The organism is Streptomyces sp. NPDC033131 (assembly GCF_055578365.1).
Window position 1 is genome coordinate 252,657 of the sequence record NZ_JBVIPA010000005.1, and the last position, 12,261, is coordinate 264,917.

Here is a 12,261-nt window from a genome sequence, read left to right on the forward strand (position 1 = left end):
TGGAACTTCAAACCCTCACCTAGACTGAACACCATGGCCGCCACCAAGGACCCGCGCCCCTGCTCCATCGCCGACACCCTCGCCGTCGTCGGCGAGAAGTACTCTCTGCTCGTCCTGCGCGAGGTGTGCCTCGGCAACAACCGCTTCGACCAGCTGGTACGCAACATCGGCGCCCCCCGCGACATCCTCGCCACCCGGCTGCGCCGGCTCGTGGACGCCGGGATCCTGACGAGGGAGGCCTACAGCGAACGGCCACAGCGCTTCGCGTACCGGCCGACGCAGGCCGGACTCGAACTGGAGCCGGTCCTCATGACCCTGATGGCGTGGGGCGACCGCCACCTGCGCAAGGACCACGACCGCCCGATGCTGGTCCAGCACTCCTGCGGCAGCGAACTCACCCCGGTCGTCACCTGCCGGGCCTGCGGCGACCCGGTCCGCCACGCGGACCTGACGGCCCGCCCTCAGGCCGACGGATGGACGGTGGCCGGACCCACGGCCGCCTAGTCCACGCCGCCGGTACCAAACCCCTGTGCCAACGCCGTCACTTCAGGACGCTACGCTGCCCCTCGACACTTCCGATCACCGCACCCGGCGGTTCGGTGCGCCCGTCGCTCCTCACCACGATCAGCGCTTGGACTCCGTAACTTCATGTCTTGGTTTGAATCCCTCATCCTCGGACTCGTCCAGGGGCTGACCGAGTTCCTTCCCGTCTCCTCCAGCGCGCACCTGCGCCTGACGGCGGCCTTCTCGGGCTGGGAGGACCCGGGCGCGGCCTTCACCGCGATCACCCAGATCGGGACCGAGGCCGCCGTCCTGATCTACTTCCGCAAGGACATCGGGCGCATCATCTCGGCCTGGACCCGCTCGCTCACCAACAAGGAGATGCGCGGCGACCACGACGCGAAGATGGGCTGGCTGGTCATCGTCGGCTCGATCCCGATCGGTGTGCTCGGCGTGACGCTCAAGGACCAGATCGAGGGGCCGTTCCGTGATCTGCGGATCACCGCGACGATGCTGATCGTGGTCGGCGTGATCATCGGCTTCGCCGACCGGCTGGCGGCTCGCGACGAGAGCGGCGGCCGGCACCGCGCGCCCAAGCAGCGCAAGTCCCTCGAGGATCTGAGCGTCAAGGACGGCCTGATCTACGGACTCTGCCAGGCCTGCGCCCTCATCCCGGGCGTCTCCCGTTCCGGCGCCACGATCAGCGGCGGCCTCTTCATGGGCTACCAGCGCGAGGCCGCGGCCCGGTACTCCTTCCTCCTCGCCATCCCCGCGGTGCTCGCCTCCGGCCTGTTCGAACTCAAGGACGCGATGGAGAACGACCACGTCTCCTGGGGGCCGACGATCTTCGCGACGGTGATCGCGTTCGCGGTCGGATATGCCGTGATCGCCTGGTTCATGAAGTTCATCTCGACCAAGAGCTTCATGCCGTTCGTGTACTACCGCATCGCCCTCGGCATCCTGATCGTCGTCCTCGTCACGATGGGCGTGCTCAGCCCGCACGCGGCGGAGTCGGCGGGCTGACGATCAGTCACCCGTGACCAATGGCATAGGAGTTGCGTAGCCGTCCGGTAGCGCGCTGTCAGTGCTTGCGCCTAGGCTTGTGGCATGTCCCCCGAATCCATGGCTCCTGCTTCCGTGCGGTCCGCCGCCGAGGTGAACGAGCAGATCCGCGCACTGTGGCTGCGCGCGGGCGGCACCCTCTCGACCCAGGAGCGCGCGGAGTACGAGCTGTTGGTCGTCGAGTGGGCGGCCGCGATCCGCGGCGCCGTCGTCGAGGCGGCCTGAACACCCGCGCCCCGCTGAAAGGTTGACGGTGCTCGGCCGCCCGACAGCTGCAGCCTGCCCGCCGGTCGCTACGCCGTGGCGACGTCGCCCGTGGGCGGCTCGCCGGTCCCCGGCTCCTGCGACACGTCGCTGAGCTGCTCGCGCACGTAGTTCCATACCACCGCGATCAGCGCGGCGACCGGTACGGCGAGCAGACTGCCCACGATGCCGGACAGACTGCCGCCCAGCGTCACCGCCAGAAGGATCACGGCTGCGTGGAGGCCGAGCCCCCGGCTTTGGATCATCGGCTGGAACACGTTGCCCTCGAGTTGCTGCACCACGACGATGATGGCCAGCACGATCAGCGCGTCCGTCAGACCGTTCGAGACCAGCGCGATGAGGACCGCGACGAAACCGGCGAACAGGGCGCCCACGATCGGCACGAACGCGGAGACGAAGGTCAGCACCGCCAGCGGCAGCACCAGCGGCACGCCCACGATCCACAGGCCGAGGCCGATCAGGACGGCGTCGAGCAGACCGACGGCCGCCTGGCAACGCACGAACGAGCCCAGGGTGTCCCAACTGCGTGCGGCCACGGTCGGGATGTCGGTGGCGAGCCGGCCGGGCAGCTGACGGGCGAGCCACGGCAGGAACCGCGGTCCGTCCTTGAGGAAGAAGAACATCAGGAAGAGCGCGAGGACGGCGGTGACCACGCCGTTGACCACGGTGCTCACTCCCGTGACGACCGTGGACACCATGTTGCCGAGGCCGTCCTGAGCGCGGGCGACCGCGGTGTCGATGGCCTTGGTGACCTGGGCGTCACCGATGTTCAACGGCGGCCCGGCGGCCCAGTCGCGCAGCTTCTGGACCCCTTCGACCACGCCGTCGGTCAGCTCCCCGGACTGGGACGCCACGGGTACCGCGATCAGCGCCACCACACCGAGGGCGACCAGGAGGGACAGCACGGTCACCACCGCCGCGGCCAGAGCGGCGGGCCACCCGAGACGCCGCAGGGACCTGACCACGGGCCAGGTCAGTGTGGTGAGGAGCAGGCCGATTATGAGCGGCCAGACGACGGACCACATCCGGCCCAGCAGCCACAGGGTCACCGCGAGCATCACGAGCACCAGCAGCAGATCGACGGAGATACGCGCGGATGTGCGGAGCGCGGCGCGGGTTCTCGGGGAACTCAACGAGGCAGACATGGGGGTCACTCTATTGGCGATCAAGTAACAACCGAATATCTCCGCGCCCCCCTTGGCGGCGCCCACGCCATGCCCAACACTGAGCCGATGACGCAGCGTGTGGAGCTCGCGACCGTGATGGACCGACTGGCCGTCGACGAATTGATCACCGACTACGCGACGGCGGTGGACGACGGCGACTGGGAGGCGTACCGAGGGCTGTTCACGCCCGACGGGCGGGCGGACTACCGCTCGGCCGGCGGCATCGAGGGGGACGCCGGGAAGGTCGCCGCCTGGCTCGAGGAGAGCATGCGGCTGTTCGCGATGCGGCAGCATCTGATCGTCAACCGCCGGGTCCGCTTCGACCTCCTGGAGCAGGACACCGGCGACACGGCCCATGTCCGGGCCGACTACGTCAATCCGATGCGGCTGGCCGACACCGACGGCGGCCCGGCCGCCCCCGACTTCGTGTGCGGCGGCCGGTACGTCTTCGGGCTGCTGCGTACGTACGACGGCTGGCGGCTGAAAGAGGTGCTCGTCCAGGAGAAGTGGCGCCGCCGGCCGGACCCGCAGGCCCCCGTGATCGACTGAGCCGACGGCGTCCTCTGTCCCGGGGGTGTCCGCGGCACGCACACTGGAGACACCCACGGGGTAGGAGGTGCCGTATGAAGTCGTTCGGCCACTGGCTCACCTCCCCGTGGCGGCGCTCGGCCGTCGCCGCGGCGGCGGGCGCCCTGCCTGTACTCGCCTTTCCCGCCCCGTCACTGTGGTGGTGTGCGTACGTCGCCCTCGTCCCCTGGATCGTGCTGGTCCGCTCGGCGCCGACCGGGAAACGGGCGGCGTACGACGGCTGGTGGGGCGGGTTCGGGTTCATGCTGGCGATGCACCACTGGCTGCTGCCGAGCCTGCACGTGTTCACGTTCGTCCTCGCGGCGCTGCTGGGCGCCTTGTGGGGCCCGTGGGCCTGGCTGGTGCGCCGCTGTCTCGCCGGAACGCCCTCCCGTGCCCGGACCGGGGCCGCCCTCCTCGTCCTGCCGTCGGGCTGGCTGGCTGTCGAACTCGTGCGTTCCTGGCAGGGGCTGGGCGGCCCCTGGGGCGTGCTCGGGGCGGGCCAGTGGCAGGTGGAACCGGCGCTGCGGCTCGCCTCGGTGGGCGGGGTATGGCTGCTCAGCTTCCTTGTCGTGGCCGTCAACGTGGCGGTCGCCGTACTGGTCACGGTCCGTGAGTCCCGGGTGCCGGCCGTCGCCGGGCTGGTCGCCACAGCGGCGGCCGCCTCGGCTGCCTGGGTGTGGTCGCCGCGCCCCGACACCGAGGGGCGGACCAGGATCGCGGTCGTCCAGCCGGGGGTCGTCGAGGGCCCCGACAGGCGCTTCGCGCGGGAGGAACAGCTCACCCGCGAGCTGGTCGGACAGGACGTCGACCTGATCGTCTGGGGTGAGAGCAGTGTCGGCCACGACCTCGGGCGCCGGCCCGACCTCGCGAGGAGGATCGCCGCGCTCTCACGCGCCACCGACGCCGACATACTGGTCAACGTGGACGCCCGGCGCTCCGACAAGCCCGGCATCTACAAGAGTTCGATCCTGGTCGGGCCCGACGGCCTCACCGGCGACCGCTACGACAAGATGCGGCTCGTCCCCTTCGGCGAGTACGTCCCGGCCCGCTCACTGCTCGGCTGGGCGACCTCCGTCGGCAAGGCGGCGGGCGAGAACCGCAGGCAGGGCTCCGGGCAGGTCGTGATGGACGCCGGGAACGGGCTCAGGATCGGTCCGATGGTGTGCTTCGAGACCGCCTTCCCGGACATGACCCGCCATCTCACCGAGGACGGCGCCGACGTCCTGGTCGGCCAGTCCTCCACGTCGACGTTCCAGCACAGCTGGGCGCCCGAACAGCACGCTTCCCTGGCCGCCCTGCGCGCCGCGGAGACCGGCCGCCCGATGGTCCACGCGACGCTGACGGGCGTGTCGGCGGTCTACGGCCCGAGCGGGCAGCGCATCGGACCGTGGCTCGGCACCAGCGCGAGCACGAGCGCGGTCTACGAGGTGCCGCTGGCCGACGGCGTCACGCCGTACGTCCGCTTCGGCGACTGGCCGGTGCGGGCGGCCCTGTTGATCCTCGGGGCGTGGGGCGTCACCGAGGGCGTACGGACGCTGCGGTTCAGGCGGCCTTCGCCTGAACCGCGCGTACCACCTGCTCGCACAGTTCGTGAGTCGCCAGCGCGTCCCGGGCGCTGAGCACCTTGCCCGCGCGCACGGCGTCGAGGAAGGCACCCGCCACCTGCTCGATGCCGCGCTGCCGGGCCACCGGCACCCAGTCGCCGCGCCGCCGCACGGTCGGCTGGCCCTTGTGGTCGATCACCTCGGCGAGGTTGACCACCTGACGTTTGGTGTCCTGCCCGGACACCTCGAGGATCTCCTCGGCCGAGCCGCTGAGCCGGTTCATCACGCCGAGCGCGGTGAAGCCGTCCCCGGCCAGTTGCAGCACGACATGGTGCAGCAGGCCGTCCTCCACGCGGGCGCGCACGGACACGTCGTCGACCGGGCCGGGCACGAGGAAGCGCAGGGTGTCCACGACGTGGATGAAGTCGTCGAGGATCATGGCGCGGGGATCCTCCGGGAGCCCTATCCGGTTCTTCTGCATCAGGATCAGCTCACGCGGGTGATCGGCGCACTGGGCGTACCCGGGGGCGTAGCGCCGGTTGAAGCCGACGGCCAGGCTCACGTTCCGCTGTTCGGCGAGCTCCACCAGCCGTGCGGAGTCGGCGAATTCGTACGCCAGCGGCTTGTCGACGTACGTCGGTACGCCCGCCTCGAGGAGCCGCGTCACGATCTCGGGGTGCACGGTGGTGGGCGCGTGCACGAAGGCGGCGTCGAGGTCCTGGCCGAGGAGGGAGTCCAGGTCGGTGTGGCGCCGCTCCTCGGCAAGGTGAAGGCCGTCGGCGACCCGGGCGAGCGTCGCCGGGGTGCGGGTCTGCAGGTGCAGCTCGACCCCGGGGCGGCCGCCGAGCACCGGCAGATACGCCTTCTGCGCGATGTCACCGAGTCCGATGCAGCCGACCTTCACGAGCTCTCCTTCAGCGGTTGTTGCCTGCCGGGGTCATGCCGGAAGCATACGGCGGCCGTGGCGGCCCCGGGTCGGCGAAGGCGTGGAAAACCCGTGGTGGGGGCGGGCGCGGGGGGCGACGATGCGTGCATGACGACGCAGCGCAGCGAACCCGCCCAGAACGCCGACGAACGCACCATGCTGGAGGGCTGGCTGGAGTACCACCGGCAGACCCTGGCGTGGAAGTGCGAGGGCCTGACCGACGCCCAGCTCAGGACCGCCTCGGTGGAGCCGTCCGAGCTGTCCCTGATGGGTCTGGTGCGGCACATGGCGGAGGTCGAGCGGGGCTGGTTCCGCAAGGTGCTGATGGGCGACGATCCGGGGCCGCTCTACTCCACCGAGGAGGACCGGGACGGCGAGTTCCATCTCACCGAGGCGGACAGCTGGGAGGAGGCGTACGGCACCTGGCAGGCCGAGATCGAGACCGCCCGGCGCAATTCCACGGAGTTCGGCCTGGACGACCTCTCACGCGGCAAGAGCCGGTTCACCCATGAGCCGTTCAACCTGCGCTGGATCTACACGCACATGATCGAGGAGTACGCCCGCCACAACGGCCACGCCGATCTGATCCGCGAGCGCATCGACGGCGCGACGGGATACTGAGGCAGGCCGACGTCAGCCGCCGCGGACCCGCCCCCTCCGTACGGGGCCGGAGATCACCCGTGCGGGGCATCCTCCGCTCGTCCGCTGTGCAAAGGCCTTACGACCCAGCAGAGTTGCGGGGGTGCATCGAACGACAACCACCGCAACGCTCCTGGTCACCGTGGCTGTCTCGGCCCTCTCCGGCTGTGTGACGGTCCAGCACCCACCCGTGTCAGGACCGCCGCCGGCCCCCTCCCAGCCGTCGGCACCCCGGCCGGAGGGGCGGTCGGAGCCGCAGGTCGTGCAGGCGCCGGCCCGCGAGGCCCTGGAAATGATCGGCCCGTCCCGCCGCCCGGACCCGACACCACCGGCGTCGCACCGCGCCGCCCCGGCGGCCCCGCCACGGGCCGAGGAACCGCCTGTGCGTTCCCGCCCGGCGCACCCGGCGCGTCCGAAACCCCGCCACCCCGAGGTCGGACACCCCGCGAAGCCGCACGTGGAGATCCCCGACGTGGCCAGGTCGGTCCCGAAGGACGCGAAGGACGTCTGCGCGCTCGGCAGGCAGTACGGGGGCTGGCAGGCGGGCAGCCCGGAGTCGATGATCTGCGACCAGACCTACGGGCGGTGAGCCAGGAGGCGGGGGCGGGGGCGGAGGGAGCGGGGAAGGCGGACGCAGTGGGCGGTGTGGCTGGGAGCGGACGCCCATCGGTGCGAGGTCGCCGTCGCGGCAGCCCGCACGCTCACCAGCGCGAGGCGCCCCCTTCGCCGATCCGCAGCTCCAGCCGGTTGATCGCTCCCCGCACCCCGTCCCCGTACCCGTCGTCGCCCAGCGCACCGGACGCTTCCCGCGCCCGGCGCAGATGGGTGCGGGCGGCCTCCGTGCGGCCGAGCTTCACATAGTCGGCGGCCAGGTTCAGATGCAGGGACGGGTACAGCGCCCGCACCGCGAGCGCTCCCTCGTGCTCGCGGAGCCGGTCGTCCGTCAGCTCCTCCGCGGCCGTCAGTGCTCTCAGGTCCCAGGCGAGCTCGTCGAAGGGGTCGTCCTGGGTGTCGGCCAGGTAGTGGGCCAACGTGCAGCGGTGCAGGGGATCGCCGTGCTCACCGATCTCCGCCCACAGGCCCAGGAACCGCTGCCGGGCCTCCTCACGGTCACCGGCGTGATGCAGCATCACGACCTGCCCGATCCGCGTCATCACGGCATCCACGGCCGCCTGCCCCTGTCGCTCCGCCACCGCGTCCTCCGCACCCTCGCCGACTGTCCCCGCCGACGCTAACCGCCGCCACCGGCAATCCCGGTCAGGCGGCACCGGGCCGGTTCGGCGGGGAACCGGCCCGGCGAGGGTCAGCCCAGGTTCGGGATGGTCCAGTCGACGGGCTGGTGCCCCTGGCGGGCGACCGCCTCGTTGATCTGCGTGAACGGGCGGGAGCCGAAGAACTTCTTGGCCGACAGCGGGGAAGGGTGAGCGCCCTTGACCACCGCGTGCCGGGTCTCGTCGATCAGGGGGAGCTTCTTCTGCGCGTAGTTGCCCCACAGCACGAAGACCGCCGGGTCGGGCCGGTCGGCGACCGCGCGGATCACCGCGTCGGTGAACTTCTCCCAGCCCCTGCCCTTGTGCGAGTTGGCCTCGCCGCCCCGGACCGTGAGCACCGCGTTGAGGAGCAGCACGCCCTGGCGGGCCCACGGCATCAGATAGCCGTTGTCCGGGATTTCCAGCCCGAGCTCCGCCTTCATCTCCTTGTAGATGTTGCGCAGCGAGGGCGGTGTCTTCACGCCGGGACGGACCGAGAAGCACAGGCCATGGCCCTGGCCCTCGCCGTGGTACGGGTCCTGACCGAGGACGAGGACCTTGACCTGCTCGAACGGCGTGGCGTCCAGCGCGGCGAAGACCTCCTCGCGCGGAGGGTGGACGGGACCCCTCGCTCGCTCCTCCTCGACGAACTCCGTCAGCTCCTTGAAGTAGGGCTGCTGCAGTTCGTCGCCCAGGACCCCGCGCCAGGACTCGGGCAGCATGGCGGTGTCGGTCACGTCAACTTCCTTACGGTGTGCGGTCACTGGGACGTGCGGTCACGTCCAGGCCACAGAACCTACAGGCGGGCACTGACAACCGGCTCCGCTGACCGCGCCGACGGCCCCTACCAGCTGGTCTTCCAGTACAGCTCCCACATGACCATCATCGTCGCCGGGTCGATGACCTTCTCGAGCCCCGCGATCTCGTCGTTCGCGGCCACGTACTGCTTGCCCTGCCACAAAGGCAGCAGCCGCGCGTCGTCCACGAGGATCTGCTGGGCTTCCTTGATCTGCTTGGCCACGGCCCCGCGGTCGCTCTCCGCGCGCGACTCCGGCAGCAGCCTGCCGGTGATCTCGGGAGCTTCGTACGGGGTGCCGAGCGCGTTCTGCTTGCCCACGAAGGGCGCGATGAAGTTGTCGGCGTCGTTGAAGTCGGGGAACCAGCCGCGCCCGAACACCGGGTACTCGCCCTTCTGGTACCCCTCCACGTAGCTCTTCCAGGGGCGGCTCTTGAGGGTGACCGTGAACAGGTCGGAGGCCTCGAGCTGCCGCTTCAGTTCCTCGAAGGCGGGCTTGGTCGTCGAGCCGTAGCGGTCGCTCGTGTACCAGAGCTGCAGCGGGACGCGCTCGGTGATGCCCGCTTCCGTGAGGATCTTCTCGGCCTTGCGCACGCTGGGGGCACCGAAGTCGTCGAAGAAGCCCGTGGTGTGACCCACCAGCCCTCTGGGGATCATGGAGTACAGCGGCTCGACGGTGTCCTTGTAGATCTTGTGCGCGAGCGCCGGGCGGTCGATGACCTGGGCGACCGCCTTGCGGACCGCGGGCTTGGCGGCCCACGGGTCGCTGGGGTTGAAGACCAGGTAACTGATCTCGGTGGTGGGGTTCTCGATGAGCTGGAGCCCCTCCGCCTTCTGGTTGACCTGGAGGTTCACGGTGTCCGAGGCACCGAGACCGCGATAGATGACCGCGATCTCCTTGTCCTTGAGGGCCTTGACCATCTCGTCCGACTGCTGGAAGTAGCGGATGGTCACGGCGTTGTTCTTGCGGTCCGCCAGGCCCTTGTAGTTGTCGTTGCGGACGAGCTCGGCCTTCTCTCCCTCCTCGAAGGAAGCCAGGCTGTAGGGCCCCGAGCCGCTGATGTCGCCGTCCTTGCGGAGCGCGTCCGCGGGGTACTCCTCGGGATCCACGATCGACATGGCGGGCGTGGTCAGCACCAGGGGGAAGGTGGCGTCGGGCTGGCTGAGATGGAAGACGACCTCGCGGTCACCCTTCACCTGCACCCGGGAGAGAGTTCCCAGCAGACCGGCGGGGCCGCCATTGACGTTGATCTTCTTGATCCGGTCGAACGAGTGCTTGACCGCCCTGGCGTCCAGCGCGTGCCCGTCGGAGAACTTCAGGTCCTTGCGGAGCGTGCAGCTGTACACGGTGCTCGAACCGTCCGTGAAGCCACAGCTCTCGGCGGCGTCAGGTTCCGGCTCGACCGTACCGGGGGAATAGTTCAGGAGGGTTTGGTACACATTGCGGAACAGCTCCCAGGAGTTGTCCCAGGAGGCCGCGGGATCCAGCGTGGCCGGAGAACTGGTGGTTCCCACGACGACCGGCGCCTCGTCTCCGGAGGCGTCCGAGGAGAACACGCCACACCCGGCCATCAGGGATATGGACGCGATGGCCGCGAGCGGCGGCAGGTATCGGTTCCGGATGAACACGCGCTTGCTCCTCGAAAGGCCGTACCAAGGGTCGGCAGACCATACCGCAGCGCTCCGCCCTCTGAACCTCCCCGGCGATCGCTCTCTTGATCGATTCCGCAATGACGACGTTGTCATCGGCCTGTGCGGCTCCGGTACGTCGGCACGGGCGCCGTTTCCGTAAAGGAGCGCCCGTGCCGAAACTCACGTGGTCAGCCCACGCCGGCGTTCAGGAAGATGCCGCCGTCGACGACGAGCGTCTGGCCGGTGATCCAGTCGGACTGCTCCGAGGTGAGGAAGGCCGTGGCGCCGCCGATGTCGGAGGGCACGCCGAGCCGGGCCAGCGGGTACCCCGCGGCGGCCTCCTCCTCCCGGCCCTCGTACAGGGCCTTCGCGAACTGGGTCTTCACGACGGCCGGGGCGATCGCGTTGACCCGCACCTTGGGCGCGTACTCGTGCGCCAGCTGAAGGGTCAGGTTGATCATGGCTGCCTTGCTGATGCCGTAGGCACCGATGAAGGGCGAGGCGGAGACGCCCGCGACGGAGGCGATGTTGACGATCGCGCCGCCGTTGTCCTTCTGCCAGGCGTGCCAGGTCTTCTGCGCGAAACCGAGCGCGGAGACCACGTTGGTCTCGAAGACCTTGCGGGCGACCTCCAGGTCGAGGTCGGCGATCGGCCCGAACACCGGGTTGGTGCCGGCGTTGTTGACCAGGTAGTCGACGCGGCCGAAGGCCTCCATCGTGCGCTCGACGGCGACGGCCTGGTGGGCCACGTCGTGGGCCTTGCCCGCGACGCCGATGACCCGGTCGGCGCCGAGCTGCTCGACGGCCTCCTTGAGGGCCTCCTCGTTGCGCCCGGTGATGCAGACGCGGTCTCCGCGCGCGATGAGGGCCTCGGCGATGCCGTAACCGATGCCGCGGCTGGCGCCGGTGACCAGGGCGACCTTGCCCGAGAGTTCCACAGTCGTCATGTCCCTGTTCCTCAGCCCTAGTTGAGCGGTCCGCCGGCCACGTACAGCACCTGGCCGGAGACGAATCCGGCGGCGTCGCCCGTGAAGAAGGCGATCGCGTTGGCGATGTCGTCCGGGTTGCCCACGCGCTGGACCGGGATCTGGGTGGCGGCCGCGGCCTTGAACTCCTCGAAGCCCATGCCGACCCGCTCGGCGGTGGCGGCGGTCATGTCGGTGGCGATGAAGCCGGGCGCCACGGCGTTGGCGGTGACGCCGAACTTGCCGAGCTCGAACGCGAGCGTCTTGGTGAAGCCCTGCAGTCCGGCCTTGGCGGCGGAGTAGTTGACCTGGCCGCGGTTGCCGAGCGCCGAGGACGAGGACAGGTTGACGACGCGGCCGAACTTGGCGTCCACCATGTACTTCTGGACGGCTCGGGTCATCAGGAACGAGCCCCGCAGGTGCACGTTCATGACCATGTCCCAGTCGGACACGCTCATCTTGAACAGCAGGTTGTCGCGGAGCACGCCCGCGTTGTTGACGAGGATCGTCGGGGCGCCGAGCTCCGCGACGACGCGCGCGACGGCCGCCTCGACCTGTGCCTCGTCGGAGACGTCCGCGCCGACCGCGATCGCCTTGCCGCCCGCCGCGGTGATCTTCTCCACGGTGTCCTTGCAGGCTGCCTCGTCGAGGTCGATCACGGCGACCGCGCGACCCTCGGCGGCCAGTCGTACGGCGGTGGCGGCGCCGATGCCGCGCGCTCCGCCGGTGACCACGGCGACCCGCTGCTCAGTGGTGGACATTGCTGGTTCTCCTCGCCCTCGAGAAGGACGCCCATCTGGTGAGCGACCGCTTAGTACCTTCAAGCAGACGTGACGCTAGAAGCCCTGGCACCCGGTGTCAACGTCACACGAGCCCGGTGTGATCCATTACCTGCGGGGCAGGCCCAGCAGGCCGCGCCCGCACGTCATCGTCCCGCACCGGGGCCC

Annotated in this window: 14 protein-coding genes; 7 read left to right on the forward strand and 7 right to left on the reverse strand. The window is 70.0% G+C overall.

Annotated features, from left to right (window positions below; genetic code table 11):
• The first annotated feature begins 33 nt into the window (after positions 1-33).
• The 3 genes from ACZ5XS_RS09940 to ACZ5XS_RS09950 all read left to right on the forward strand — a co-directional run bounded on the left by ACZ5XS_RS09940 (position 34) and on the right by ACZ5XS_RS09950 (position 1,788).
• Positions 34-504: a winged helix-turn-helix transcriptional regulator gene (locus ACZ5XS_RS09940; protein WP_468649563.1), complete on the forward strand. Its 471-nt coding sequence runs from the start codon at positions 34-36 to the stop codon at positions 502-504.
• A gap of 144 nt (positions 505-648) precedes the next feature.
• On the forward strand, positions 649-1,524 hold the full coding sequence (locus ACZ5XS_RS09945; protein WP_217242104.1) for an undecaprenyl-diphosphate phosphatase: 876 nt from the start codon (positions 649-651) through the stop codon (positions 1,522-1,524).
• Positions 1,525-1,608: 84 nt separating this feature from the next.
• Positions 1,609-1,788: a hypothetical protein gene (locus tag ACZ5XS_RS09950; protein ID WP_217242105.1), complete on the forward strand. Its 180-nt coding sequence runs from the start codon at positions 1,609-1,611 to the stop codon at positions 1,786-1,788.
• A gap of 68 nt (positions 1,789-1,856) precedes the next feature.
• On the opposite strand, the gene ACZ5XS_RS09955 is transcribed toward ACZ5XS_RS09950, so the two are convergent.
• Positions 1,857-2,972, reverse strand: coding sequence for an AI-2E family transporter (locus ACZ5XS_RS09955; RefSeq protein ID WP_468649566.1), 1,116 nt, complete (start codon positions 2,970-2,972; stop codon positions 1,857-1,859).
• Between the two features lie 87 nt (positions 2,973-3,059).
• On the opposite strand from ACZ5XS_RS09955, the gene ACZ5XS_RS09960 reads away from it, so the two are divergent.
• Both ACZ5XS_RS09960 and lnt read left to right on the forward strand, forming a co-directional pair.
• On the forward strand, positions 3,060-3,542 hold the full coding sequence (locus ACZ5XS_RS09960) for a nuclear transport factor 2 family protein (protein WP_468649568.1): 483 nt from the start codon (positions 3,060-3,062) through the stop codon (positions 3,540-3,542).
• 74 nt (positions 3,543-3,616) lie between these two features.
• The gene (lnt, locus tag ACZ5XS_RS09965; RefSeq protein WP_468649570.1) at positions 3,617-5,182 is read left to right on the forward strand and encodes an apolipoprotein N-acyltransferase; all 1,566 of its coding nucleotides are present in this window, start codon (positions 3,617-3,619) and stop codon (positions 5,180-5,182) included.
• Here the strand turns inward: lnt and ACZ5XS_RS09970 are convergent.
• Positions 5,106-6,011: a Gfo/Idh/MocA family protein gene (locus ACZ5XS_RS09970; RefSeq protein ID WP_468649572.1), complete on the reverse strand. Its 906-nt coding sequence runs from the start codon at positions 6,009-6,011 to the stop codon at positions 5,106-5,108. The genes lnt and ACZ5XS_RS09970 overlap by 77 nt on opposite strands.
• Before the next feature lie 129 nt (positions 6,012-6,140).
• Between ACZ5XS_RS09970 and ACZ5XS_RS09975 the strand changes: the two genes are divergently transcribed.
• Both ACZ5XS_RS09975 and ACZ5XS_RS09980 read left to right on the forward strand, forming a co-directional pair.
• Positions 6,141-6,653: a DinB family protein gene (locus tag ACZ5XS_RS09975; protein ID WP_468649574.1), complete on the forward strand. Its 513-nt coding sequence runs from the start codon at positions 6,141-6,143 to the stop codon at positions 6,651-6,653.
• Positions 6,654-7,053: 400 nt separating this feature from the next.
• On the forward strand, positions 7,054-7,260 hold the full coding sequence (locus tag ACZ5XS_RS09980; RefSeq protein WP_468649576.1) for a hypothetical protein: 207 nt from the start codon (positions 7,054-7,056) through the stop codon (positions 7,258-7,260).
• Positions 7,261-7,372: 112 nt separating this feature from the next.
• Here the strand turns inward: ACZ5XS_RS09980 and ACZ5XS_RS09985 are convergent, their stop codons facing one another.
• From ACZ5XS_RS09985 to fabG, 5 genes are all read right to left on the reverse strand, one after another.
• Positions 7,373-7,864, reverse strand: coding sequence for a hypothetical protein (locus ACZ5XS_RS09985; protein ID WP_468649578.1), 492 nt, complete (start codon positions 7,862-7,864; stop codon positions 7,373-7,375).
• Between the two features lie 110 nt (positions 7,865-7,974).
• The gene (ung, locus tag ACZ5XS_RS09990; protein ID WP_468649580.1) at positions 7,975-8,658 is read right to left on the reverse strand and encodes a uracil-DNA glycosylase; all 684 of its coding nucleotides are present in this window, start codon (positions 8,656-8,658) and stop codon (positions 7,975-7,977) included.
• Positions 8,659-8,765: 107 nt separating this feature from the next.
• The gene (locus ACZ5XS_RS09995; protein ID WP_468649582.1) at positions 8,766-10,346 is read right to left on the reverse strand and encodes an ABC transporter substrate-binding protein; all 1,581 of its coding nucleotides are present in this window, start codon (positions 10,344-10,346) and stop codon (positions 8,766-8,768) included.
• Between the two features lie 191 nt (positions 10,347-10,537).
• Positions 10,538-11,296: an SDR family oxidoreductase gene (locus tag ACZ5XS_RS10000; RefSeq protein ID WP_468649584.1), complete on the reverse strand. Its 759-nt coding sequence runs from the start codon at positions 11,294-11,296 to the stop codon at positions 10,538-10,540.
• 17 nt (positions 11,297-11,313) lie between these two features.
• Entirely contained in the window at positions 11,314-12,075 is a 762-nt protein-coding gene (gene fabG / locus ACZ5XS_RS10005) for a 3-oxoacyl-ACP reductase FabG (protein ID WP_468649586.1), read from the reverse strand.
• Positions 12,076-12,261 lie beyond the last annotated feature (186 nt).